The organism is Novosphingobium sp. BF6, assembly GCF_058273105.1.
The window spans coordinates 1628080-1652176 of sequence record NZ_CM177776.1 but is presented as its reverse complement, the minus strand read 5'-3'; the positions used below and the strand labels follow the sequence as shown (position 1 = coordinate 1652176).

The following is a 24097-nucleotide window of genomic DNA, read 5'->3' as shown; positions in this document are numbered from 1 at the left end:
GGGCAGGCGACGCGGAAGCCCCTTGACCGCTGAACATGACGCTTTTAATTATTATTCGTGAAATAAATAATTTGACAGTTCCGAGGCAAATCACGCTTGCCCGGTCGCTGCTGGAGCTATCGCCTCGTGTTTCTCCCCGCCCTGGAAAAGGACCAGCGCCGGATCATCCGGGAACTGCGCAAGTCCGGCGCCCTGTCCCGTTCGGCATTGGCCGGACGGCTGGAAATCAGCCCCGCCGCGCTCACCAAGCTGTCGCGCGCGCTGCTCTCGATGGGGATGGTGGAGGAACTGGAAGATCCCGGCCATCAGGCGCGCGGACGGCCGGCGGTGCCGCTGCGGCTGGCACCGGGTGGCGGCTATGCGGTCGGTGCCACGGCGCACAAAGGTATGCTCGACATCGCTCTCGTCGATTTCGCGGGCACTGTGGTCGCCAAGCATCACGAGACGATCGCGCCGATCGATCCCCGGCAGTTCGCCCGCAGGGTCCGTGATATCACGCATGAACTGGTGAACCGGCACAATCTGCTGGGGCAGCGCATGCTGGGCATGGGCGTCGCCGTGCCGGGACCGGCGCTCTCGAATGATGGAGAGCGGTGGAGCGTCGTCGATGCGCTGCCTGGTTGGCGCGGCGCGCCGCTGCATGAAATCCTGTCCGGCGAACTAGGCTGGCCGCTCTGGCTGGAAAACGACGCCAATGCCGCCGCATTGGCCGAATTCTACCTTGGTGGGCTGCTGCGCGATTTCTCTACCGTGGTCGTACTGCTTCTGGGCTACGGGATCGGCGCTGGGGTGATCGTCGACGGCCGGTTGATGCGCGGCCAATACGGCGTGGCGGGAGAAGTGGGCTGCCTGTTCCCGCTCGACCGGCCCCGACCAAGCCCACTGGACCTGCTTTCCTGTCTGCGCGCGGATGGCTGCACGATCGCCTCGGTCGCCGAAATCGATCCGGCTGCCCCGGAGCAGCGCGATACCATCGAGGTCTGGATGGACCGGGCGGCGGGGCAGCTCGAACTCGTGTGCAACACGGCTTTTGCGTGGATCGATCCGGGGGCGATCGTGCTGGCCGGGCCGCTGCCGGGCGAGGTCTTGCGCGGATTGAAGGAGCGGTTGACGCAGTCGCCGCTGGTGACGACGGTGGAAAGCCGCCGCCCGCCGGTGCGGATCTCAGGGCTAGGCGGCTCACCGATCACGCTGGGAGCGGCGCTGCTGCCGATCCATGCCTTCGCCGCGCAGGAATAGAAACGCGAAGCACCGGAGTGCTCCGCGTTTCCTTCGCATTCAGACCATGGTTTCGGGGCGGACGAGCCGGTCGAAGGTCACATCGTCCACCAGACCGAGTTCCAGCGCCGCCTCGCGCAAGGTCTGGCCCTTGGTGTGGGCGTGCTTGGCGATCTTGGCGGCATTGTCGTAGCCGATCTCCGGCGCCAGCGCGGTCACCAGCATCAGCGAGCGTTCGAGCAATTCGGTGATCCGTGTGCGGTTCGGCTCGATGCCGTCCACGCAGCGCTCGGCAAAGCTGGTCATGCCCGTGGCGAGCAGTTCGATGGAGCGAATCACCGCCGCACCGATCATCGGCTTGAACACGTTGAGCTCGAAGGCGCCCTGAAGGCCGCCCACGGTCACGGCCTGGTGGTTGCCGATGACTTGCGCGGCGACCATCGTCAGCATCTCGCACTGGGTGGGATTGACCTTGCCGGGCATGATCGAACTGCCCGGCTCGTTCGCGGGCAGGTCGAGTTCGCCGAGGCCCGAACGAGGGCCGGAGCCAAGCAGACGGATGTCGTTGGCGATCTTGGTCAGCGCCACGGCCAGCGTCGAGAGCGTGCCGGAGAGTTGCACCAGTGCGTCATTGCTGGCGAGAGCCTCGAACGTATTCGGTGCCTTGACGAAGGCCTTGCCGGTCTGCTCGGCGAGATCGGCGGCAATCGCTTCTCCGAAACCTTCGGGGGCATTGAGCCCGGTGCCGACCGCAGTACCGCCCTGAGCCAGTCGCAGCACGCCCTTCTCGGCATCACGGACACGCTGATAGGCGTCGCGCAGTTGCTGGACATAGCCGGAGAATTCCTGACCGAGGGTCAGCGGCGTCGCGTCCTGAAGGTGGGTACGGCCGATCTTGACGATATCGCCCCAGGCCTTGGCCTTGGCATCGAGAGAGGCGGTCAGTCGGTCGAGGGCGGGGACGAGCACTTCCTCGATCGAAACGACCGCCGCGACGTGGAGGGCGGTGGGGAAGCTGTCGTTGGAGGACTGGCCGCGATTGACGTGGTCGTTGGGATGGACCGGGCTCTTGCCGCCGCGCTGGTCGGAAAGGATTTCGTTGGCGCGGCCCGCGATGACCTCGTTGACGTTCATGTTGCTTTGGGTCCCGCTGCCGGTCTGCCAGATCACCAGTGGGAACTGGTCGTCCAGCCTGCCTTCGACGACTTCGATCGCGGCGGCTTCGATGGCATCGGCAAGCCCGGCTTCGAGGCCATGGGCGCGGTTGGCGCGCGCGGCGGCCAGCTTCACGCGGGCGAGGGCGCGGACGATCGGCAGGGGCATGCGTTCGCTGGCGGCGAAGGGGAAATTCTCGATGCTGCGCTGGGTCTGCGCCCCCCAGTAGGCGGCGGCGGGAACCTCGATTTCACCGATGCTGTCGGATTCGCGACGAATATCCATGGCCTTGACCGTCTCCTCGTTGCCGGACCGTGGTTTCCGGCGTGGTGTTGAAACTAGGATCTCCCCCCGAAGGGTTCAATGGCGGCGAATCATCGCCACCGCCTGGGACGCCTCTATGTACCGGAATTGAGGAAAAGAATATGCGACGCATTAGCAATTAATGCGCCCAGCTTGGCGCTTTTCGCATGATGCGCACGCACTTTACTGACGCTCACTCCGTCATCCTGAACTTGTTTCAGGATCCATCAGACCGCCGTTGAAGGCCACAAATGGATCCTGAAACAAGTTCAGGATGACGTGGAGCGGTGATGCAAGCATTGCGTCTCTCAGGTAATACCGTATACGATTCACACCCGCTTCTTCCAATAAGGTCGCATTCCATGTCTCTTGCTGCTCGCCGTGCTCGTATCTGCGGACTGTTGATGGCGGGCGGCGCGGCGCTGACCTCGGCTGCAGTAGGAGCGACGCCGACGCGGGCGGATATCGATCGGTCGCTCGCCCTTCGCGAGAACTGGCAATATCTGACTCGCGACGTGGCCTGGCCCGCGCACTGGACGCCGGACGGTACCGCGTTCTCCTATCGTAAGACCGTGGAGGGCGGCTTCGCGTTCGAGACCGTGGATGCCAAATCGCTCGCGCACAGTCCCGCCTTCGACCAGCAGCGCCTCGCCGCGACGCTGAGCAAGGCGCTGGGCCGCCCGGTCGCGCCGTTGCGCCTGCCTTTCGCCGAGTTCGACTATACTGGAGACCGGCAGACCATCCAGTTCTGGCTCGACGAGGACGGCTGGCGCTGCACCCTGGCCGACTATGCCTGCGAGAAGCAGCAAGACCCGCGCCGTCCGCGCGGCTTCGGCGTCGTGCGCGATCTTTCGGTTCCGGCGGACAATCATCCGCGTCTGTCGCCGGACGGCAAGTGGGAAGCGTTGGTGGTGGATGACAACCTGATCGTCCGCCCCGCCGGTAGCAAGGCAGCGGTTCGCCTGAGCACGGACGGATCGTCGGGCAACTTCTACGACCCCGAGACAATCGTCTGGTCGCCTGACAGCCGCCACCTGATGATCTACCGCGTCCGCCCCGGCTATGCCCGCCATGTCCTGCGCGTCGAGGCGGCGCCGAAAGACAAGGGGCAGCCGGGCCTCCAGACGCAGCTCTATCCCAAGCCCGGTGACGCCATCGACCAAGAGCAACCGGTGCTGTTCGACGTGGCCGAAAAGCGCCAGACCCTGGTGGACCCGTCGCTATTCCCCAATGCTTACGAACTGTCCGCGCCGCGTTGGCGGGCGGATGGGAAGAGCGTTGAGTTCGATTACGTCCGGCGCGGTTTCGGGCAGGCGCGGATCGTTTCGGTCGATGCCGCGAGCGGCGCGGCCCATGCCGCCGTTACCGAGGATGCGAAGACTTTCGTCTATGCCGACCGCCGCTTTTCGCATGATGTGAAAGGCCTCGGCAATGAGATCGTCTGGGCCTCGGAGCGTGACGGCTGGAACCACCTCTACCTGATCGACGGCCGGACCGGAAAGGTGAAGAACCGCATCACCACCGGCCAGTGGGTGGTCCGCGATGTGGTGAAGGTCGATGACGACAAGCGCCAGATCTGGTTTGCCGCCAGCGGCATGAACGCAGGCGAGGACCCCTATTTCCGCCACTACTACCGCATCGATTTCGACGGCCGAAACCTCACGCCGCTGACCCCCGAGCGCGCCGATCACACCGTTAGTTTCTCGCCCGACATGCAGTTCTACGTCGATACCTATTCGCGCGTGGACCTGCCCAATGTCAGCGAACTCCATCGCGCGAGCGACGGCGCACTGGTCCAGACCGTCGCGAAGGGCGATATCAGCCGCTTGACGGCCGCCGGTTTCCGCGCGCCGGAAGTCTTCACCGCCAAGGGCCGCGACGGCAAGACCGATATCTGGGGCCTCGTCGTCCGCCCGCGCGACTACGATCCGGCGAAGAAGTACCCGGTGATCGAGAATATCTACGCCGGGCCGCACGACAGCTTCGTGCCCAAGAGCTTCTGGCCTTTCGGCTATCACTCCGGCGGCGACAAAGTCATCGGCATGCAGGCGCTGGCCGATCTCGGCTTCATCGTCGTGCAGATCGACGGCATGGGCACGGCCAACCGCTCGAAGGCGTTCCAGGACGTGGCGTGGAAGAATCTCCAGGACTCCGGTTTCCCGGACCGCATCCTCTGGCACAAGGCGCTGGCGGCGAAGGATCCGGGCTACGATATCGGACGCGTCGGCATCTACGGCGCCTCGGCGGGCGGGCAGAGCACGCTGAATGCCCTGCTGTTCCATGGCGACTTCTACAAGGCGGGCGTCGCCATGGCGGGCTGCTACGACAATCGCATGGACAAGATCAGCTGGAACGAACAGTGGCTCGGCTGGCCGGTCGACAAGAGCTATGCCGATGCCTCGGGCGTGGACAATGCCGCAAGGCTCCAGGGCAAGCTGTTCATGATTGTGGGCGAGCAGGACAGCAATGTCGATCCCGCCTCGACGATGCAGGTCGCCGATGCACTCATCAAGGCGGACAAGGACTTCGACCTGCTGGTCGTGCCCGGCGGCGAGCACAGCGTCGGTCGTTCGACCGGGCCGATCGACTATGTGACGCGCAGGCTGTCGGAGTTCTTCATCCGCAGCCTGCGGTAAGGAAATGGCGGAGCCGCATCGTGACGGCTCCGCGCGTTTCTCAATCCTGATCCTTGGCAGGCACGTCCTCGGCAGAGACGAAGCCGTCGTGGTTGGTGTCGTGGCGCAGGAACATGCCCCAGCCGGTGGCGGCGAACTCGGCGCGGGTGATGCCGCCGCTCTTGTCGCTGTCGAGAACGCCGAAGCGCACTTCCGCCTGACGCATCTGGCGGGTGCGCTCCTCGGCGCGCTCGCTTTCGGGACGCTGCGCGAGTTCGCGTTCCAGGCGCTCGCGATAGTCGCCGACATATTCGTCGTGCGAGAGGACGCCGTCATGGTTGCGATCCATCCGGTCGAATTCGGCGTCGCGGCCGCGCTGGAACTCGTCCTTGCTGACTTTGCCGTCGCCGTCGAGATCCTGTTCCTTGATGAAAGTCGCAAGATCGTGGGAGGCGGCATGGGCCGTCGTGGCTCCGGCGCCGATCGCGGCCAGCAGGGACATCGCGCAGAGTGCGGACTTCATGGCATTCTTCCTCATTTCGAAACGGAGTAAGTCAGGGCGTAAGTGTAGCTACGCGCAGGCAGGCCGTTCGCGGCATCGACGCGGTGGCGCGTCATTGCGAAGTAGAGGCCCGGCTCCTGCGCGGTGATGGCGAAGCGACCGCGTGCATCGCTGGTGACGAGCGGCAGGCGAGTGTTTTCCACCTCGCCCGCACGGGCCTGCTCGACCTCGATGTCGGCGTTGGCGAGCGGCTTGCCGTCGAACAGCAGTTCGAACTCGGCAGGCTGGCCCGCGCGGATGAGCGAGGGGTGCGTGATCGCGCGATATTCGATACCCTTGCCGGACGGCGCGAGCGCAGCCTGATCGGGCTTGCCGCGCGTGACGAAGGCCTCGGCCTTGGTGACGCTCTGCATGTCGACCGGCGTGGCACCGGCGGGCAGCGGGCGGCGCGGGTCGATGAATTCCCAGATGCCGTCGATGAGCGCGGCCTTGGCCACGCGGCCCTGCCGTTCGCCGCTGGAGAGGCGATAGGTGCCGTCGACCGGTAGCGGGGCTTCAAGCACCGCGAGGTCGCGCAGCGCCACCGGCTTCAGCGGCACGGCCTTGCCGTCCGGCCCGACAAGGTGAAAATCGTCGGACAGCATGGCGACCGTGGGGACGAAGACATGCTCGCTGAACGAGGCCTCAATCGTGACGTGGTCGTCCTTGTCGAGATTAAAGCCGTTGGGCAGCAGGTAGGGCGAGTGGGCGAAGGCTGGGCCAGCCAGCACAGCGGCAGCCACGGAAGCGGCCAGCAGGCTCAGGCGAATGGTGCGAGTCATCGGGTCTTTCTCGATCTGTGAGCGTGGCTGCTCTTGGGCACACAAACTAATGCGAATCAATAGCGATAATTGTAACGGCGCGTATCGATCGCATGGCCGGAGGCTGGCAGGTTTGACCGCAAGGATCGGGGCGCTATCGCTAGATGCTTGCATTAGGTGGCCGGCAATGACCCAGAACGAAGACGAAATTCCTGAAGTTGCGGGGCAGGACTGGCCGGGGATTGCGGCTCAACTCGACCGCGAGGGATGGGCGGTCCTGACGGGCCTTCTGAGCCATGCACAGTGCGATGCGGTTTCCCGGCTTTATGGGCCGACAGGCATGTTCCGCAGTCAGGTCCACATGGCCAGGCATGGCTTCGGACAAGGCGAGTATCGCTATTTCGCCTATCCGCTGCCCGACACCGTCCAGTCGCTGCGCACCGCACTCTATCCCCGCCTCGCGCCGATCGCCAACCGCTGGCAGGAGCGCATGGATATGCCGGTCCGTTTCCCGATGGATCATGCGGAGTTCCTCGATCGCTGTCATACTGCCGGCCAGCGAAGGCCGACGCCGCTCCTGCTTCAGTATGGCCCCGGCGACTACAATTGCCTCCATCAGGACCTCTATGGCGAGCATGTCTTTCCCTTGCAGGTGGCGGCCCTGCTCTCGCAGCCGGGAGCGGATTTCACCGGCGGCGAACTCGTTCTGACCGAGCAGCGCCCGCGCATGCAGTCCCGGCCCATCGTCGTGCCGTTGGCCAAGGGCGACGGCGTGGTCTTCGCGGTCAACCAGCGTCCGCAGCGGGGATCGCGCGGAGACTACCGCGTTGTCATGCGGCATGGGGTCTCGCAACTCCGCTCGGGCAGGCGCCATGTTCTGGGGGTGATCTTCCATGATGCAGCCTGACATGTTCGCCAGTGCCCGCAGCGAAGTGAGGCTGGGGCCGGGCGCGGTCCTGCTTGGCGGTTTCGCACTGGAGGATGCGGGGGCGCTGCTTGCAGAGATACCGCCGCTCGCAGCGATCTCGCCGTTCCGCCATATGACGACGCGCAGCGGCGGCCGACTGGCGGTGGCGATGTTCAACTGCGGAGAGACGGGCTGGGTCAGCGACGACAGAGGTTATCGATATCAATCGATAGACCCGGAGACCGGCGATTGCTGGCCTGCGCTGCCGTCGCGCTTTCTGGATCTCGCCGCGCGCGCAGCGGCCGCGGCGGGCTATCCCGGCTTCGTTCCCGATGCCTGCCTCGTCAATCGCTACGACGCGCAGACGCGGCTCTCGCTGCATCAGGACATGGACGAGCGCGACCACGATGCGCCGATCGTCTCGGTTTCGATGGGGCTGTCCGCCACGTTCCTCTGGGGCGGCCTCGCGCGGAGCGAACGTCCCCGGCGTCATCCGGTCCACCATGGCGACGTGGTCGTCTGGGGAGGGCCCTCACGCATGGTCTTCCATGGGGTGGACAGTGTCGAGAAGGGCACGCATCCTGTGACCGGTCTCTGGCGCTACAATCTCACTTTCCGGAAAGCCCGATGACCGAAACGCTACACCGCTGCCGCTGGGCCGAAGGCGATACCCGAATGCAGGCCTATCACGACGAGGAATGGGGCGTTCCTGTCCGTGATTCCCGCGCGCTCTGGGAAAAGCTGGTGCTGGACACCTTCCAGGCGGGCCTGTCGTGGCGGACGATCCTTCACAAGCGCGAAGCCTTCCGCGCGGCTTTCGAGGGCTTCGATCCCCATTGCATCGCGCGCTACGGTCCTGTCGAAATCGAACGCCTGATGGGCGATGCGGGCATCGTCCGCGCCCGTGCCAAGATCGAGGCGACCATCCGCAATGCGCAGGGATACCTTGCGATGCAGGAACAGGGCGAGGACTTCGCCGAATTCGTCTGGTCCTTCGTCGGCGGCGAGACGGCCATGGGCGACGGCACCGGCAGCGCGGCGCGCTCCCCGGCAGGCGACGCGCTTTCCGCGGCGCTCAAGCAGCGTGGCTTCGGTTTCGTCGGCCCGGTCGTCGTCCATGCCTGGCTTCAGGCAGTCGGCGTGATCGACGATCACGAGGCGACCTGTTTCCGCCGCTCGGCAGGCGCGTAGTTTTCTTGACTCTTGCGGGTTATCCGCTTATCGGCCCTCGTTTACCGATCCACCAGATTTCATACGGAGTGCCCATGGCGCGCGTTACTGTCGAAGATTGTGTCGACAAGATCCCCAACCGCTTCGACCTGGTCCTGCTGGCCGCACAGCGTGCGCGCGAGATCTCGGGCGGCGCCGAACTCACCCTTGAGCGCGACCGTGACAAGAACCCGGTCGTTGCCCTGCGCGAAATCGCGGAGCAGACCGTGACCCCGAGCAACCTCAAGGAAACGCTGGTCACCTCGATGCAGCGCGTCCTGCCGGACGACGATGACGAGATGGACGAAATCGGTTCGCTCAGCCAGTCGGCCGAAGCTCTGCGCATCACCGCTTCGGCGCCGACCCGCAATACCTCGCTGGGTGGCGACTACGACGGCTGATAGCCCGACATATTGATCCGGTGCGAGCCGGATAGCGGTATCGGCCCGCAGTTCTCTCCGTTTCTCGGACAGAGCTGCGGGCCGATACCGTTTTAGGCAGCGACCGAATTTAGGCAGGGGCCGAAAGCGGTTCCCGGTTGACGGATAGCGCTCCACCGGCAACGATCCCGCTCGTGGTTGGAAAGAAGCACAAATTGCCCCGGATCGCCGGTGGATCGGTTCGGGAACGCGCGCGGCGCGTGGAAGAACCGAACGCGGATAGGCAATCCTCCGGCGGGGCCACGATTGCGATCTACAGCGTCAAGGGCGGAGTCGGAAAGACGACCTTTGCCGCCAATCTCGCCTGGTGCTCGGCGCAAGACGGCCATCGCACGCTGCTCTGGGATCTCGACGCGGCGGGTGGCTCCGGTTTTCTCTATGGACTGGAGCCGAAAGGTTCCGGGCTGGCGGAGGAAGTCTTCTCGCGCGATCGCTCCCCGGCCAAGCTGATCCAGCGAACCGCCTGGGACGGGATAGACGTCCTACCCGCCGACGAGAGCATTCGCGCGCTCGATGCCCAGCTCATGCGCATCGGCAAGCGCAAGCGCCTCGCCAAGCTGACGGAGGAACTCTCCGGCAGCTATGCCCGCATCGTTCTGGATTGCCCGCCGGTGATGAACGAGCTTTCCGCGCAAGTCGTGCGTGCCGCCGATCTGGTGATCGTGCCGCTGCCGCCTTCGCCGCTTTCCGCCCGTGCCTTCGATCTCGTGGTGCGGGAAATCGCCGGGAATACGCGCCGCCATCCGCCGATCCTGCCGGTGCTCTCGATGCTGGATATCCGCCGCGCCCTGCACCGGCAGGCACGCGAGGCGAACCCGAACTGGCCCTCGGTTCCCTATGCCAGCGCCGTCGAGCAATGCGCGGTGCACCGGCAGCCGGTCGGCGCGCATTCCCCGCAAAGCCCGGCTGCGCAGCAGTTCGCGCGGCTGTGGAGGGCGATCGAGGCCAAGCTCGCCGAGCGGGCCGCCTAGCAGGCCCTGTTCAGCCGCCGGACAACGCGATAGGCTCCTCCCGCTTCAGGGGGAATCCATGACCGAGATCACCGAAAGTCTGGCGGAGCTTGGGCAGGGCGCTCTGGCCGCCAAGGCCATCGAGCCGGAGACAGGGCGCGACGGGCATACGCATGAAACCGCTTGTCTCAATTGCGGCACCTCGCTGATTGGCTCGCATTGCCATGCCTGCGGGCAGGCCGCGCACGTCCATCGCAGCCTCGGTGCGTTCTTTCACGATCTGCTCCACGGCGTGTTCCATTTCGAAGGCAAGATCTGGCGCACGCTGCCGCTGCTCGCCTGGCGGCCCGGCAGACTTACGCGCGAATATATCGACGGTCGGCGCGCCAGCTATGTCTCTCCAATCGCGCTGTTCCTTTTCAGTGTCTTCCTGATGTTCGCGGCCTTCCATGCCCTGGAAAGCCATGAAGGCACCGAGACGCCTTCGGTCCGGTCCGGCAATTTCGAGCAGGCGATCGCCGCGAGCGAGAAGGAACTCGCGGCCTTGCGGGCAGAGCGGCAGACGTTGAAAGACCGGAAAGCCGATACCCAGGCGATCGATCGGCGGATCGACAGCAGGCAGCAGGAAATCGAGGCGCTGAAGGACACGCGGTCGGCGATTGCCGAGAACCTGCCTGACCGGCAGAGCTACAGCGACTTCCACCAGATCGACAAGGCGATCAAGAAATTCAAAAAGAACCCGGAACTCGCCGCCTACAAGCTTCAGACTTATGCCTACAAGTACAGCTGGGCGTTGATCCCGATCTCGGTGCCGTTTCTCTGGCTGCTGTTCCCTTTCAGTCGCCGCTTCCACCTATACGACCACACGGTCTTCGTCACGTACTCGCTTTGCTTCATGACGATGCTCGTCATTCTCGGCATGGTGCTGGATTCCCTCGGTGCCACGGCCCTGCTGTCGGTGCTGTTCTTCCTGCCGCCGATCCACATGTACCGGCAATTGCGCGGTACTTACGGAGTGGGGCGGTTCGGCGCGTTCTGGCGCACCGTCCTGCTGGGCTGGTTCGCTTCGACGGCGTTGGTCATCTTCTTCGTGATGATCATGGCGCAGATCAGCCTTTGACGCTCACCCTTTGACCTTAACCTTGCGCGCTTGCCGAAGCGTAAGGGCGATCATGATCCGGGTGGAACGGATCGCGAGATCGAGCAGGGCGCCGCGTGTCCTGTCGCAGGGCAATGTGACGGTGCGCAGTTCCGGCCCTTCAAGCAGCGTCAGCATCAGTCGCTCGTCGGAGGAGAGCTGCCGGGCTTCGCCCATCCGAAACGGCCGGTCGAGCGCGAATTCGAGCAGGAAGCAGAAGCTGTCGAGCACCGGCGCGAGAACGGCGCAGTCGAACAGATCGAGCCGGTCGGCAAGGCTGGGCTGGGTCAGGCGTCCTTCGCGGCGAGCCTGGGTCCAGCAGCGCACCGTGTCGACGAGGACGCTGGGCGGGAGGGTGCCCGGCGAGCCGGACGGGGCGGTAAAATGAAAGGTCATCAGCGGGCACTCCAGGTCACGAATGATATGCTATTGCAAATCATTCGCAACTTCTAGTCTGAAGTTTGTTCTGAACGACGCTATCGGGTCGCGGCGCGAGGGGAGAAACCCGTCGCGCCGCGACCCCTTTACCGCGGCCCGCGACCCTGGCCGCCCGACGGCGCCGTGAAGAACAGCTTGCGGAACGTGAGCTGGAACGAACGGCCTACCGGATCGAGATAGTAAGGCGAATAGGCGAAGGGGGTATTGCCGTTGCCGTCGCGCACTTTCTGGCGGGCGTCGAACAGGTTGGAGACCGAGAACGTCACGCGCGAGCCGCGCAGGAATGGCATCTTGTCGACCAGCTTGGGCTGCTGGCCGAGATCGGCGAAGAGTCGCAAGTCGAACTTGGCGAAATCCTCGAAACGCAGCTGCGTCGTGGGGTAGCCTTCCACGCCGTTCACGGTCGTGCCGCTCTGCCAGCTTCCGGTGAAGCGCATCCCGAGACCGCTCTGCGAGTAACCGGTCTGGAGCTCCAGCTTGTGGCGCGGGGTGCCGCCGCTGCTGGCGCCGATCGTGCCGCCCTTGAGCAGGTCGATCTCGGGCTGTCCCTCGCGCAGGACCACGCGGTCGGAGAAGACCCAGGTGTGATAGAGCGAGAAGGTCAGGCGCCCACCGCGTCCTCCTCCACCGAAACCGCCACCACCGAAGCCGCGCCCACCGCCCGGACGGTCGAAGCCGCGGCCACCTCCACTTCCGGGATTGCCCGGTGCGTTCGCGGTGGCGTCCGGGGAAGCACCGGCATTGTCGGGCCGCGAAGCGGCGGCCTCGCCATCGGCGGGCGGTGGCGGCGGGCCGCCTTCACCGTCGGGGCGACCGGGGAAGCCGTTCGGGAAACGCTTGCGGAAGCTCTCGCGCATGGCATCGATCTGCGACTGCGGCGTCTTCAGCGATTTCGTGAACGTAATGCCCATGCGCAGCTGGGACTTGTCCTCGCTGGCGATGTTGATAGGCCGCAAGTCGACCGAGACCAGATCGCCGTTGGCATCGCGCGCGAAGCGTTCCGGGAAGGCGGCGACGACTGCAGGCGTCGCGCCGGGCAGGGCCGTGACCTGATTGCGCTGCCAGGTGCGGTTGTAGTCGAGATTGAGCGTGATGTTCGGGTCACTCAGGCGGAAAGTACCGCCCAGGCGGAAGTTGCGCATGCCCGATCCCTTGAGGTCGGGATTGCCGCCGGTCAATGCGGTGACGCGAACGGATTGTCCGCGCGTGTAATCGAAGATGTCGACATTGGCGGTGGTGATCACCGCGCCGCCGAGCTGGGCCGCGCTGGGGGCGCTCTGGTCGTCGCGGTAGCTGGCGATCAGGCTCAACTGGTTCGTCGGATTCCAGGTAAAGCCGCCGCCGAGCGTGCGCAAGGTGCCGAAATCGCCAACCTGGCGCTCGGCGGCATTTGCGTTGATCGACATTTTACCGGCGCCGGGGAACAGCGGCACCGCGCGGCTGCTGAGCGGGATGTCGATATTGACCGAGGCTTCGCCCTGGTTGCGGTCGACATTCCGGTACTGGGTCAGGCCTTGCCGGGTGATCTCGCTTTCCGAGCGGTCGAGCGTGCCGCCGACCTTGAAGGTCGTGTTCACCGCCCCGGCGGGCAGTTGCAGCGGCGAGGTCGTGGCGATCAGGTTGAGTTCGGCGCTATCGGTCGAATTGCGCGACTGATTGGCCGACTGGAAGTTCAGGAACTGCCCGGCGATCGGCAGCGAGGGATCGGCTAGCGGATCTCCGGCGGCCACGGCGGCGGCATAGTCGGCAAGGTTCAGCGGACGCTGCTGGATCGAGCGGGTGTCGCTGTGGTCGTAGTTGCCGGTGACCGTCCACTGCCACTTTTGCGTCGTGCCGTTCAGCGTCAGCCCGAGGTGCCCGGTCTGCGTGCTGTTGCTGTTGGTCAGCGGGGAAAGGCCGTTGACGGTCGGAAGGAATGTCTCGTCCGCTGCGCCGCTTGCATAAGCGCTGCCGCCGGGAATGGTGACCGGGGAAAGCGCGCTGCCGCGCAGGGCTTCGGTGTCGGTGGTGGTGACTTCGCCGTTGATCGTGGCCAGCCAGACCTGCGAGAGAGGCTTGGCGTAAGTGCCGGTCAGCGTCAGGGCTTCCGATCCCGAGCGCAAGGTGCGGTTGTTGCCGTTGCCCGCGCTGGTCGCCAGGCCGCGCTGAGCCTCGGTGATCGGGTTTGCGTGCGAGTAGTTGGCATCGATATTGACGCGCTCGCCGCGGCGGATCGCCAGGAAATCGGCCTTGGGGTTGAGGGTCAGGCCGTCGCCCTTGGTGGTGAGCTTGCCGCCGGTTTCGAGGGTATAGGCGCGGAACCGCTGGCGCAGGACGATGTTCACGACCTTCTGCGTTGCCGCATAGCCGTACTTGAGCGCGACCTCCTCGGGCAGAATCTCGACGCGCTGGATCGCTTCGGTGGGGATCGTGCCGACTTCGCGGAAGCTGGCGATGCGGCGTCCCTCAAGCAGGACGACCGGCGCGCCCCCGCCCGCGCTTTCGGTCTGCGGCGCGAGTTCCTCAAGGAGTTCGGTGACACTGGAGACGCCCAGTGCGCGCACGTCGCCGGAATTGAAGGTCACTTCCGGCGCGATGTCGCCAATGACAGAGCCGCGCGGCTTCTGGCCGGAGACGACGATCTCCATTTCCTCGCCGCTATCCTCGGCAGCGGCATGGGTCGTCGTGGCCATGCCGCTGCCGCTCGAAGCCGATTGGGCGTGAACGCAAGCGAGAGGCCAGACTGTCAGGGCAGCCGATGCCAAAAGGCCGCAACGGAATCGCACCACTTTGTAAATCCCTCATCTTGTTTTGTTGCTGCCATGACAAAGTTCGCGCCCTTTGGGGCGTCATAATTTGTATTAATTGGTGACAGCTTTGCATCACTGTTGCTTCGCCTCGTCAGCTAACAAACGGGCGATGCGATTTCAGAGATTTACCGAAGATGAGCGAGCCGCAATTGTCGCGGCGTCAATACAGATTGGTCAGCCGCTCGCGCGTGATATCGGCCGGGGTCGCGCATCCGAGCTGCGCCATCGCCGCTTCGAGTTCGGTGCGGAGCAGATGGATAGCATGGGCCACGCCCGGCATTCCGGCGACGGCGAGGGCATGCATCTGCGGACGCCCGATCAGCACCGAACTTGCCCCGAGTGCCAGCGCCTTGACTACATCGGTGCCGGAGCGGAAGCCGCCGTCCGCGAGGAGGGGAACGCGCCCGCCGGTCGCCTCGGCCACTTCTTCGATCACGTCGAGCACGCTGGGCAAGCCGTCGAGCACGCGGCCGCCGTGGTTGGAGACGACGAGACCGTCCGCACCGAGTTCGACGGCGCGCGCTGCATCCTCCCCCAGCACCATGCCCTTGACGAGGATCGGCAGGGCAGTTGCCTCGCGCAGCCAGGAGAGGTCCTCCCAGCGCGGGGCCGTATCGGCGAGCGGGGTGCCGAACAGAATGCGTCCACCCGGTGTCGCGGTCTGGCGCGGCAGCGGCATTCCGGCGAGGTTCGCCGCACCGACGCCGGGTGGCAGGGTCATGCCCGAGAGCTTGATGGCGGCATCGATGGTGAGCACGATCGCCTCGTAACCCGCCGCCTCGGCGCGGCGGACGAGGGCGAGACTGTCCTCCCGGTCGGGCTGAAGATAGAGCTGGAACCACAGCGGCGCGGTGGGCTTGCCGAGTTCGCGGGCGAAGGAACGCGCGGCCCCGGCGATGTCTTCCAGCGTCACGCTCGACAGGGTGCTGACGATCGTGCCGGTATCGAGCGCGGTGGCGGCGCGTACGCTGGCCAGTTCGCCGTCGGGATGGGCGAGGCGCTGGTAGGCGATCGGCGCGAGCATCAGTGGCGCCGCGTGGATGCGTCCGAACAGGTCGGTCGCGGTGCCGCCGCCGCGGAGGTCGGCCATGGCGCGGGGGCGGAAGCCACGGCGCGCGAAAGCCTCGCGGTTGGCGCGCAAGGTCTGCCCCGTGCCCGAGCCTTCCTCGATATGGTGCCAGGCCTCGGCGGTGAGATGGGCCGGTGCGCGCCGTTCGTAGTCGGCAAGGCTGCGCAAGTCCGGCGGGATCTGCGTCAGCGCGGGGAGGGGGCTGTCGCTCACGTCGCCGACCACTGGCGCAGCAGGTTGTGGTAGACCTGCGTGAGGGTGTCGATCGAAGGGTGCTCGGGATGGTCGCCGGCCACGCCCTGGATCGCGCCGTCGAGTTCGAGCAGCAGGCGGCGGCGTTCGGGCGCGGCGACGAAGCTCTGGGTCCAGAAGAACGAGACGAACCGGGTGCCGCGCGTCACCGGGGCGACGCGGTGCAGGCTGCTGCCGGGGTAGACGATCAGGTGGCCCGCCGGGAGCTTCACGGTGTGGGTGCCGAACATGTCCTCGATCACCAGTTCGCCGCCGTCGTATGCGTCGGGGTCGCTGAGGAACAGGGTGCTGGAAATGTCGCTGCGCAAGTGTTCGCCGGTGCCCGGGATCGGGAAGATCGCGTTGTCGACGTGATTGCCGTAGTGCCCGCGCCCGTCATAGCGGCTGAAGCGCGGCTGGAGGACGCGGCTCGGCAGGGCGGCGGCGATGAACAGCGGGGTCTGCATGAGCCGGGCCAGCACGCGATCGGCCAGTTGCTGCGCCAGCGGATGATCGAGTGGAAGCTGCTCGTTCTCCTTGACTTGCGCGGCGCGGTGACCGGCGGTGGCGCGTCCGTCCGCCCAGTCGGCACCTTCCAGCGCTTCTCGGAATGCACGCACTTCGTCGCCGGAGAAAAGTTCGGGAATTTCGATGACCATGGGCGCTCTTCTTGCCGAGGACGGCGCTCCTGACAATGACTCGCATCAAAAAGAGAAACCGGCGAGCGCCCTGAAGAGCGCCCGCCGGCCATTGGGACAGGGTTCTGGCTTACATCTTCGCGGTAATGGTCAGGACCGCCGAGCGGGCATCGCCCGGCGTGGCCCAGCCGTTGTTGCGGATGCGCTGGTAATAGAGCTTGTTGCCGATGTTCTTGACGTTGATCTGCGCCGAGAGGTTCGGGGTGAAGTCGTAGGACAGGAAGCCCTGGTGGATCAGGTAGTCGTCCGACTTGACGGCGGCTGCGGTCGGCGTTGCTGCCGAAAGCAGGAAGCCGTCCTGGTAAGTAAGGCCGTAGCCCAGAGTCAGGCCGAAGGGCAAACGATAGGTGGTGAACAGGCTGCCCGAGTGCTTGGGCGTCTGCGGCAGGTACTGACCGGCACCGGGGTTGGGGTTTGCAGGCGTGTTGGTGCAAGTGCCGCTGCCGGGGGCGACAAGGCACTCGTCCGAAACCGACTGGAGCAGCTTGGCCTTGAGGTAGGTATAGTTCGCCGTGATCGTCCAGGCCTTGGTGATCGCACCCGAGGCGCCGAGCGCGATACCGTCCACGCGCGACTTGCCGTCGAGCTGCTGGTTCGGAACCGTCGGATCGCCGGAGATGACGGCATACTTGTCGCGCTCGTTGCGGAAGGCCGATGCGGTGAGCAGCAGGCCGCCGTCGAACAGCTCGCCCTTCACGCCGATCTCGTAGTTCTTGGCCGATTCCGGGTTGATGTTGCAGGTCGCATTGGTGACGCCCGGTGCTTCGGCCGTGCACGAACCGTTGACCGAGTTCTTTGAAGGCGTGCGCGAGTTGCCGTAAGCCGCGTAGATGCTGACTTGCTCGACCGGCTTGTAGTTCAGGCCCACGCGGTAGGAGAACAGTGTGTCGGCATTGCGGGTCTTGGCGCCCACGGTGCTGACGTCGCCCAGCGCGAACCGGGTGCCGCTGACGGTGCAGCCGCCCATGGTCGAGCAGATCGTGTCCGCGCGGGTGGTGCCGACATTGCGTTCGAGGCGGGCACCGGCGCTGAGTTCGAACTTGCCGAGCTTCATCGTGTCGAACAGGTAGCCCGCGACATTGGTCTGTTCACCGATGGTGTGTCCGGCGCGGATGAAGTTCACCGGGCCGACATAGACGTTGCTGCCATACGTGAAGTAGGGGCTGGCCGGTCCTGCCACGACATCGTTCGGATTGGCGATGTTGACCAGCGGATAGCGTGAATAGGGCACCGAGCCGTCCGCACCGCGCAGCGAGTTGCCGGTGTAGAGGTCGTACTTTTCCCAGGTCGCCGCGCCGCCAAGGGTGATCGTGTGCTCGATGGCGCCGGTGTTGAACACCGCCTTGAGATCAAGCTGGTCGAACATCAGCTGGTTGCGGGTATCACGCGTATTGCCGCGCGGGCCGCCGATCAGGTAGTAGCCTGCGGGCAGCAGCACGTTGTTGGGCGCTGCGGTGGTGCCGACGTTGACGGTACAGGCGGCGCCGAGCGGGGTTACGCCGTTCGCGAGGCAGTACGTGCCCTGCGGCGGGCTGACCTGAGTGAGCTGACGCGAATCCTGCCAGCGGGCGAGGTTGCGGATCGAGACGGTGTCGCTGAAGTCGTGCTCGAAGATCGCGGTCAACTGGTCGACGTTGATGCGCTGCTTGTCGAAGTTGCGGTAGCCGAAGTAGTCGCTGCGGTGAACGCCGGGGACGCCTTTTCCGGCATAGTACGGCACGCCGTACTGCGGGATGTTGTCGTCTTCCTGGTGGTTGTACTGGAGCGTCAGGCGGGTCGGGCTGTCGATGCCGATGGTGACGGAGGGCGCGATACCCCAGCGCTTGTAGTCCTCGACATCGCGACCAGGCACGTCGTTGCGGTGCCACATGCCGTTGAGGCGGAAGGCGACGAGATCGTTGACGCGCTTGTTGAGGTCCACGGTCGCGCGGTAGTAGTTGTCGGTGCCGATGCCCGCAGTCGCGAGGTAGGCGTCATCCGACTTCGGGCGCTTGGTAACGATGTTGATGTTGCCGCCCGTCGAACCGGCGCCCGAGATCACCGAGTTCGCACCGTTCGTCACTTCGATCTGTTCGAGGTTGTACGAGTCCGTGCGGGTGATCTGCGCGCTGTCGCGAACGCCGTCGACGGTGATGTCGTTGCTGGCGCTGTAGCCGCGGAAGGTGATGTTGTCGCCGGGGCCGGTGCCGCCTTCGCCGGCGCCGAAGGTGATACCCGGCACGGTCGAGAGCACGTCGCGCAGGGTCAGCAGGTTCTGCTGCTCGATCACTTCATTGGACAGTACGGTGATGGTCTGCGGGGTGTCCAGGACCGGACGGGTGCGCTTGGGGGATTCGAGCTTGCGGCCCGGCTGCTCGTTGATCGCAGTATCGCTGACGGTGACGCCGCCGAGCACGCGCTGGCCATCGGTCTGCTGGGCGTGGGCTACGGGTGCAATCGCCGGAGCAATGCAGGAAAGTGCCAGGAAGGTACGGCGCGCAGCCGCGGACGAAGGCTTGAAAGACATATTTCCCCTCATGTTTTGGAAACCTGTTGCGGTCCCGATAATGAGAGTCATTCGCATTCGCAATACACTTTGTTACAAACGTATCGCTTTTGTTGCAAAGCTGTTTGTAGACAGCAGCGTGATCGGAACGGGTGTTAAATATCGAAGGCCTTCAGTCGTCGCCCCCCCGTTCGACTATCAGCGCTTGCAATGCCGGGCTGAGCCATTCCTTGATGCTTTCACCCTCCCGGTGCAGCGCCCGGACTGCCAGGTTTTCGCCGATCGCGAGCTCGTGCATCGCGGCGGGAGGCATGACGGAAAGTGCAGTGGCCCAGGCGTCGGCCAGCATGGCAGAGCGATGGAGCACGCTCACGGCCATGGCATGTTCGACCGGCATGGCGCTGCGCGGGTCGATAGTATGACGACCGCGCACGTAATCCCCCGAGGTCGCGACGGCGAGCTGATGAAGGGCGATGCGGAGCGGCGGTATTTCGCCTGACGGGGTTTCGAGATCGACCCACCAGGGTTCGCCATCGGGCCTGAGGCCGCAACCGACGAGTTCGCCGCCGATCTCGACAAGGAAATGACCGCAACCGCGTTTTCGCAGAAGTGCTGCAAGGGTATCGACGGCATAGCCCTTGGCAATGCCGGACAAGTCGAGACGAAGGCCACCGGGCTGGAGCAGACGACTGTTGTCGTGATCGTAGATCAGCCGCTGCCAGCCGGAAAGCGAACGCGCTTCGGCAAGCGCGCCCGGCGTCGGTGGGGCTTCGACCGGCGTCGGGCCATGGCCCCAGAGATCGACGATAGCGCCGATCGCCGGATCGAAGGCGGCACCGGTCATCTCGGCGATGGCCAGCGCCGCACTCATTACACCCGCGAAATCGGGCGGGAGGCATATCCATTCACCGGCAGGTGCGCGGTTGAACCGGCCAAGCACCGAATCCCCGCGCCAGTGGCTCATCTGCGCGAGAATGTCTTCGAGCCGGGCCTCGATCGCCTCGACGATTTCCGACCGATCGAAAGCCTCGGGCACGGCGAGGCGCAGGCGCCAGGTCGTGCCCATGGTCTCCCCGCCGAAATCGATCACCGAAGCGTCCTGCCGCCAGTCGGCAAGGGCGCCCGGATCGATTTCGAGAGGGATCGCCAGTCGCAGGCTGCCGGTCAGGGCGCGACCACTTCGACGGTGGCGGTATAGGTCATGCGACGCTCGCTGGCGCGCTTTTCGCTGGGCTTGTTGTCGCTGGCACTGGCGTTGATCCAGTACATTCCGGCGACCGGCCATTTGACATGGAGCACGCCGTCGGTGCCGGTGGTCAGCTCCTGGGCTTCTTCGGCCTCGCGGTACTTCTTGCTGCCGGGCACGACCGTGACTTTCACGCCCGCAGCGGGCTTTCCATCGATCAGGAAGCGGAACTGGCCTTCCTCATTCGAGACGAGTTCGTCGGGGTGAGAGATCGGATCGATTTCGAGACCCTTGCCGGTGGGCGCGAACACGGTCTTGGTGGGAGCATCGGCGGTCACGTAGATGTAGTTGCCGGAGATCGATTCCACGAGTTTCACGTCGGTGGCATTGGCCGGAATATCCGCCACGGTCGCAACGCTGCGGGCCGGAGCACCACCTGCACCGCCAGGCCCACCCGCACCAGGAGCGCCCATCGGACGGCCGCGACCGCCAAGGCGCCAGTCCTCGCCATTCACCTTGAAGCTGCCCATGATCGCCGAGCGCTGGGTACCGATCTTCCAGGTGCCGGGCTTGTCGATCTTCACGTCGAAGGTCGAGCGATAGCGGCCGGTGGCGGGATTTTCGAGCTTGCCCACGCTGCCGTCCGGCGTCCAGACGGTGACCTGTTCGGGGTTCATCGGGAAATGATCGGGATAGAACAGGTCATTCGATATGGCCGCGTCGACGGTCACGAATTCGCTGGTTCCCGCCAGCGTGGTGGTCGAGGGCAGCAGCCACGCACGGTGCGCGGAAGCAGGCGAGGCGAGGGCGGCGGCCACGGTGGCCGACGCGATCAGAATGGAACTGTAGCGCATGTCATGTCCCCAAAAATCTTAGAAAATGCGAGAAAGCGAAGTCAGCGGATGGTGACGGCACCCAGTTCGGAAGTGCCCGCTGCCGAAGCGCTCTTCTTGACCGGCACGGTGATCGGCACCGAGACCAGTTCGCGCCCGCCCGTTTCGCGCGCGGCTTCCACCTTGAACACATATTGTCCGGCCGGAAGGTTGGCGGGCAGCGCGACCTGATAGGTGCCGGGCGCGCGGGTGGCGCCGCTAAGACCGTCGGCAGGCATGTTCAGCGAACGACCACCCTTGCGCCACCAGGAGCGCAAGTCCGCCAGCCACTTGGTGCCGGGCTCGCGGCCAGCCTTCTTGACGTCGTACCATACGAAGACGGTGCGGGCAGGGCCGCCCGCAGCGGGTTCCAGCCAGCCGACGACATAGGGACGATGGTATTCCGCGACGTTGATGCGCGGGATCGTCACGCTCACGGTGGCCGCCGCGGCCGGACTGGCGATGGTTCCGGCCGCCACGAGCGGGGCCAGAAGCGGAAGCGCGGGCAGTGCCTTCGATGTCGTCATCGGTGCCTTCTTGTCTCTCAGTGGATGAATATCAGGGCGATCGCGAGCGGGACCAGCAGGCTCAGTCCTACCAGCGGCCAGGTCGAGGGCCGGTGCTTGGCGTGAAGCTGGAGCAGGAACAGGCCGGTCACGGTGAAGATGACGCAGGCCGCTGCGAAGAGATCGATGAACCAGAACCACACGGAGCCGGTGTTGCGGCCCTTGTGGAGGTCGTTGAGATAGGAAACCACACCGCGTTTTGTCACTTCGGCAGAGACCGCGCCGTTCGAGCGATCGATACTGACCCAGGCATCGCGGCCGGGACCGGGCATGGCGACATAGACTTCGTCGTCGGCAGACCAGTCGGCGGCGAAGCCGGAGGGATCGAGCGGCACCGTGGCCGCGACGGCCTTGGCCACGTCGGTGGGCAGGGGCGCGGTGCTGTCCCCTGCGGGCGGCAATTGGCGCAGCAGGCCGGGGGCGATCCTGCCCTGGCTCTGCACGACCTTGGGTTCGGCGCCGATCGAGGCGGCGTGGTTGAGGGTGATGCCGGTTATCGCGAAAAGGAACATGCCCGCCAGCGATACCGCCGCGCTCACCCAGTGCCAGGTGTGGAGCTGCTTGAGCCAGAAGGCGCGGGCCTTCTTGTTCTTCTTCTTGGCAGGGGCTTTTCGCGGCGCGACCGGAGCCGCCTTGCGAACGGGCGGATCGATGCGCGCGGTTGCGGGCGCCTCTGTCAGAGCCGCAGCATCCAGCACATCGAGACTATCACCGCTGCCGCTCAACTCGCACGTTTCCCTTGAAAGACGGCCCTTGAAGGACGGGAAGCGCGTGCAACGATGCGGAATCGAGTCCCGGCCCCCCTTGAGGGGCAGCCATTACGACAAGTGCGAATGCCTCGCAATAACAAAGATGAATATGAGTTATCAGGAATCGTGCGGGCGACGAATGCCGCCGGGTTCCGGCTGAGCGGCTCCCGGCGGCAGGTCTACCGTCGTAAGCGAAGGCAGTTGGAACTTCGGAAAATGCGGAAGTCAGCCGCCGACCGTGAGCATGACTGCGCCGCGCGCGGGCACGGTGTAGCTGGCAGGCAACCTTGCAGTCTTTTCGCCGCTCCACAGGTCTTCGACCTGCGAAACCGAGGCGAGGCCCGCGTCGGCCGGGGTGAGAGCAAGCGAGGCCGCCGCATCTCCGCGGTTGAACAGGGCCAGGGCGACGCGGCCGTCGGCCAGCGGCTTGGCCCAGACTTCCATCGTGCCCTGTTTCCGCACGGCCTTGCCCTGAACGCCCTTCGCGTCCTGGTCGACGGCAATGACGCGCTTGTTGGTGAGCATCGCCAGCGTCGCAGCATTGGTTTCGCGCAAGTCGTGGCCCATCATCAGCGGCGCGGCGGACATGGCCCAGAGCGTCATGTGGGTGCGGTATTCGTCCGGCCTCATGCCGCCGTTGCCGACTTCCAGCATGTCCGGGTCGTTCCAGCCGTGGGGTCCGGCCCAGTCGGGATTGCCGTTCTTGTCGAAGCCGATCTTCGCCATCGTCGGATAGTCGTCGGTGATGTCGCCGGTCGTGCGCCAGAGCTGGCCACCGACGTCGCGACCCCAGCTGCCCACGTCGAAGCGGCCGTATTCGCAGAGCGAATAGATGAATTCGCGGCCCGTCGCCTGGAGCGCGGCGCCCATCTCGTAATAGCTGCGCTTCAAGGTGTCGGCGTCGGCATAGAACCATTCGCCGGAGCAGAGGTCGTACTTCAGATAGTCGAAGCCCCACTCGGCGTACGTCTTCGCATCCTGCCCGACATGGCCGTAGCTGCCCTCGTAACCGGCGCAAGTCCGCGGTCCCTGCGAGGAATAGATGCCGATCTTGAGGCCCTTGGAATGGACGTAATCGGTCAGGGCCTTCATGTCCGGGAACTTGGCGTTGGGCTGGAGTACGCCGTTCGCGTCGCGCTTGCCCTGCCAGCCATCGTCGATGTTGATATAGAGATAGCCCGCATCGCGCAGCCCGGTCGCGACCATGGCATCGGCCTGGGCGCGGATGGTCTTGTCGTCGATGTGCTCGGCGAACTTGTTCCAGCTGCTCCAGCCCATCGGCGGGGTGGCGGCGAGCTTGTTGGGGATCGGGGCGCCGAAGGGGGCGAGGGTCGAGAACTGGAAGGCGCGGGCCTTGGCGTCCTTCGCCTTGCCCTTGTAGCCCTTGCTGTCGACTTCGGATTCCCAGATCCGGCCCTTGAGATGGGCTTGTCCACTTTCGAGCGCGACGCTCCAGGCGCGGGTGAGGTGCTCCTTGTCGTTGAGGTTGCGGGCCTCGAACTTCAGCTCGCCGTTCTCGATGCGCGGGTTCATCATCTCGACCGGGCCGTACCATTGGGTGGTGACGGTGCCGGCGATCTTTCCGCCTTTCGAGGTGACTTCCATCATCGTCACGCCCGGCGTCGGCGGGGTGTCGTCGAACAGCCAGACGCCGTCATAGGCGGTCTTTGCAAGAGCGGGTGCGGCAGGCGCGAGGGCGGTGCCGAGCAGGGCGGCCGCCAGAACGAGGGCGCGTTTCATCGCGATCTCCTTGGATCTTGAGAACTACAGTTGAGAA

General features: G+C 65.1%; 21 protein-coding genes. 8 read left to right on the top strand and 13 right to left on the bottom strand.

Annotated features, from left to right (window positions below; all coding sequences use genetic code 11):
- Window positions 1-126: 126 nt before the first annotated feature.
- On the top strand, window positions 127-1239 hold the full coding sequence (locus AC4D6D_RS22380) for an ROK family protein (RefSeq protein ID WP_491327715.1): 1113 nt from the start codon (window positions 127-129) through the stop codon (window positions 1237-1239).
- A 39-nt stretch (window positions 1240-1278) separates the two neighbouring features.
- Here the strand turns inward: AC4D6D_RS22380 and fumC are convergent, their stop codons facing one another.
- Window positions 1279-2658 (bottom strand): class II fumarate hydratase, encoded by a 1380-nt coding sequence (gene fumC, locus AC4D6D_RS22375; RefSeq protein WP_491327714.1) that lies wholly within the window; start codon window positions 2656-2658, stop codon window positions 1279-1281.
- Window positions 2659-3038: 380 nt separating this feature from the next.
- Between fumC and AC4D6D_RS22370 the strand changes: the two genes are divergently transcribed.
- The gene (locus tag AC4D6D_RS22370) at window positions 3039-5312 is read left to right on the top strand and encodes a S9 family peptidase (RefSeq protein ID WP_491327713.1); all 2274 of its coding nucleotides are present in this window, start codon (window positions 3039-3041) and stop codon (window positions 5310-5312) included.
- 40 nt (window positions 5313-5352) lie between these two features.
- On the opposite strand, the gene AC4D6D_RS22365 is transcribed toward AC4D6D_RS22370, so the two are convergent.
- Window positions 5353-5814 carry an EF-hand domain-containing protein gene (locus AC4D6D_RS22365; RefSeq protein WP_491327712.1) on the bottom strand — a complete coding sequence of 154 codons (462 nt, stop codon included), beginning with the start codon at window positions 5812-5814 and terminating at the stop codon, window positions 5353-5355.
- Between the two features lie 11 nt (window positions 5815-5825).
- Complete coding sequence (locus tag AC4D6D_RS22360; RefSeq protein ID WP_491327711.1) at window positions 5826-6614, bottom strand: DUF4198 domain-containing protein; 789 nt, start codon at window positions 6612-6614, stop codon at window positions 5826-5828.
- 166 nt (window positions 6615-6780) lie between these two features.
- Here AC4D6D_RS22360 and AC4D6D_RS22355 point away from each other — a divergent pair, with 166 nt between their 5' ends.
- From AC4D6D_RS22355 to AC4D6D_RS22330, 6 genes are all read left to right on the top strand, one after another.
- Window positions 6781-7500, top strand: coding sequence for a 2OG-Fe(II) oxygenase (locus tag AC4D6D_RS22355; protein ID WP_491327710.1), 720 nt, complete (start codon window positions 6781-6783; stop codon window positions 7498-7500).
- On the top strand, window positions 7487-8131 hold the full coding sequence (alkB, locus tag AC4D6D_RS22350; RefSeq protein ID WP_491327709.1) for a DNA oxidative demethylase AlkB: 645 nt from the start codon (window positions 7487-7489) through the stop codon (window positions 8129-8131). Before AC4D6D_RS22355 ends, alkB begins: the two co-directional genes overlap by 14 nt.
- A complete protein-coding gene (locus AC4D6D_RS22345; protein ID WP_491327708.1) occupies window positions 8128-8691 on the top strand; it encodes a DNA-3-methyladenine glycosylase I in 564 nt (187 codons plus the stop codon). The genes alkB and AC4D6D_RS22345 overlap by 4 nt, the downstream gene beginning before the upstream one ends.
- A gap of 74 nt (window positions 8692-8765) precedes the next feature.
- Window positions 8766-9110, top strand: coding sequence for a DNA-directed RNA polymerase subunit omega (gene rpoZ, locus AC4D6D_RS22340; protein WP_334181236.1), 345 nt, complete (start codon window positions 8766-8768; stop codon window positions 9108-9110).
- A gap of 239 nt (window positions 9111-9349) precedes the next feature.
- Window positions 9350-10120 (top strand): ParA family protein, encoded by a 771-nt coding sequence (locus tag AC4D6D_RS22335; RefSeq protein WP_491327707.1) that lies wholly within the window; start codon window positions 9350-9352, stop codon window positions 10118-10120.
- Between the two features lie 58 nt (window positions 10121-10178).
- The gene (locus tag AC4D6D_RS22330) at window positions 10179-11219 is read left to right on the top strand and encodes a DUF3667 domain-containing protein (RefSeq protein ID WP_491327706.1); all 1041 of its coding nucleotides are present in this window, start codon (window positions 10179-10181) and stop codon (window positions 11217-11219) included.
- A gap of 3 nt (window positions 11220-11222) precedes the next feature.
- Here AC4D6D_RS22330 and AC4D6D_RS22325 read toward each other — a convergent pair whose 3' ends face one another.
- From AC4D6D_RS22325 to AC4D6D_RS22280, 10 genes are all read right to left on the bottom strand, one after another.
- Window positions 11223-11633 carry a hypothetical protein gene (locus AC4D6D_RS22325; protein WP_491327705.1) on the bottom strand — a complete coding sequence of 137 codons (411 nt, stop codon included), beginning with the start codon at window positions 11631-11633 and terminating at the stop codon, window positions 11223-11225.
- A 128-nt stretch (window positions 11634-11761) separates the two neighbouring features.
- Window positions 11762-14347 carry a TonB-dependent receptor gene (locus AC4D6D_RS22320; RefSeq protein ID WP_491327704.1) on the bottom strand — a complete coding sequence of 862 codons (2586 nt, stop codon included), beginning with the start codon at window positions 14345-14347 and terminating at the stop codon, window positions 11762-11764.
- 277 nt (window positions 14348-14624) lie between these two features.
- The gene (locus AC4D6D_RS22315; RefSeq protein WP_491327703.1) at window positions 14625-15746 is read right to left on the bottom strand and encodes an alpha-hydroxy acid oxidase; all 1122 of its coding nucleotides are present in this window, start codon (window positions 15744-15746) and stop codon (window positions 14625-14627) included.
- On the bottom strand, window positions 15743-16423 hold the full coding sequence (locus AC4D6D_RS22310) for a Fe2+-dependent dioxygenase (protein WP_491327702.1): 681 nt from the start codon (window positions 16421-16423) through the stop codon (window positions 15743-15745). The genes AC4D6D_RS22315 and AC4D6D_RS22310 overlap by 4 nt, the downstream gene beginning before the upstream one ends.
- Window positions 16424-16532: 109 nt before the next feature.
- Complete coding sequence (locus AC4D6D_RS22305; protein WP_491327701.1) at window positions 16533-18968, bottom strand: TonB-dependent receptor; 2436 nt, start codon at window positions 18966-18968, stop codon at window positions 16533-16535.
- Between the two features lie 151 nt (window positions 18969-19119).
- Window positions 19120-20103: an FAD:protein FMN transferase gene (locus AC4D6D_RS22300; RefSeq protein ID WP_491328795.1), complete on the bottom strand. Its 984-nt coding sequence runs from the start codon at window positions 20101-20103 to the stop codon at window positions 19120-19122.
- A gap of 8 nt (window positions 20104-20111) precedes the next feature.
- A complete protein-coding gene (locus AC4D6D_RS22295) occupies window positions 20112-20987 on the bottom strand; it encodes a DUF4198 domain-containing protein (protein WP_491327700.1) in 876 nt (291 codons plus the stop codon).
- Window positions 20988-21028: 41 nt separating this feature from the next.
- Entirely contained in the window at window positions 21029-21532 is a 504-nt protein-coding gene (locus AC4D6D_RS22290) for a DUF2271 domain-containing protein (protein ID WP_491327699.1), read from the bottom strand.
- A gap of 17 nt (window positions 21533-21549) precedes the next feature.
- On the bottom strand, window positions 21550-22224 hold the full coding sequence (locus AC4D6D_RS22285) for a PepSY-associated TM helix domain-containing protein (protein WP_491328794.1): 675 nt from the start codon (window positions 22222-22224) through the stop codon (window positions 21550-21552).
- A 321-nt stretch (window positions 22225-22545) separates the two neighbouring features.
- Window positions 22546-24060 carry a glycoside hydrolase family 27 protein gene (locus tag AC4D6D_RS22280; RefSeq protein ID WP_491327698.1) on the bottom strand — a complete coding sequence of 505 codons (1515 nt, stop codon included), beginning with the start codon at window positions 24058-24060 and terminating at the stop codon, window positions 22546-22548.
- Between the last annotated feature and the right edge of the window lie 37 nt (window positions 24061-24097).

Excerpts from the sequence above, each read along its gene's own strand:
- AC4D6D_RS22365 (WP_491327712.1), bottom strand. The coding sequence starts at position 5,814 with ATGAAGTCCGCACTCTGCGCGATGTCCCTGCTGGCCGCGATCGGCGCC.
- AC4D6D_RS22305 (WP_491327701.1), bottom strand. The coding sequence starts at position 18,968 with ATGTCTTTCAAGCCTTCGTCCGCGGCTGCGCGCCGTACCTTCCTGGCA.
- rpoZ (WP_334181236.1), top strand. The coding sequence starts at position 8,766 with ATGGCGCGCGTTACTGTCGAAGATTGTGTCGACAAGATCCCCAACCGC.
- AC4D6D_RS22360 (WP_491327711.1), bottom strand. The coding sequence starts at position 6,614 with ATGACTCGCACCATTCGCCTGAGCCTGCTGGCCGCTTCCGTGGCTGCC.
- AC4D6D_RS22345 (WP_491327708.1), top strand. The coding sequence starts at position 8,128 with ATGACCGAAACGCTACACCGCTGCCGCTGGGCCGAAGGCGATACCCGA.
- AC4D6D_RS22370 (WP_491327713.1), top strand. The coding sequence starts at position 3,039 with ATGTCTCTTGCTGCTCGCCGTGCTCGTATCTGCGGACTGTTGATGGCG.
- AC4D6D_RS22290 (WP_491327699.1), bottom strand. The coding sequence starts at position 21,532 with ATGACGACATCGAAGGCACTGCCCGCGCTTCCGCTTCTGGCCCCGCTC.
- AC4D6D_RS22325 (WP_491327705.1), bottom strand. The coding sequence starts at position 11,633 with ATGACCTTTCATTTTACCGCCCCGTCCGGCTCGCCGGGCACCCTCCCG.
- AC4D6D_RS22320 (WP_491327704.1), bottom strand. The coding sequence starts at position 14,347 with ATGGCCACGACGACCCATGCCGCTGCCGAGGATAGCGGCGAGGAAATG.
- AC4D6D_RS22280 (WP_491327698.1), bottom strand. The coding sequence starts at position 24,060 with ATGAAACGCGCCCTCGTTCTGGCGGCCGCCCTGCTCGGCACCGCCCTC.
- fumC (WP_491327714.1), bottom strand. The coding sequence starts at position 2,658 with ATGGATATTCGTCGCGAATCCGACAGCATCGGTGAAATCGAGGTTCCC.
- AC4D6D_RS22310 (WP_491327702.1), bottom strand. The coding sequence starts at position 16,423 with ATGGTCATCGAAATTCCCGAACTTTTCTCCGGCGACGAAGTGCGTGCA.
- AC4D6D_RS22295 (WP_491327700.1), bottom strand. The coding sequence starts at position 20,987 with ATGCGCTACAGTTCCATTCTGATCGCGTCGGCCACCGTGGCCGCCGCC.
- alkB (WP_491327709.1), top strand. The coding sequence starts at position 7,487 with ATGATGCAGCCTGACATGTTCGCCAGTGCCCGCAGCGAAGTGAGGCTG.
- AC4D6D_RS22355 (WP_491327710.1), top strand. The coding sequence starts at position 6,781 with ATGACCCAGAACGAAGACGAAATTCCTGAAGTTGCGGGGCAGGACTGG.
- AC4D6D_RS22330 (WP_491327706.1), top strand. The coding sequence starts at position 10,179 with ATGACCGAGATCACCGAAAGTCTGGCGGAGCTTGGGCAGGGCGCTCTG.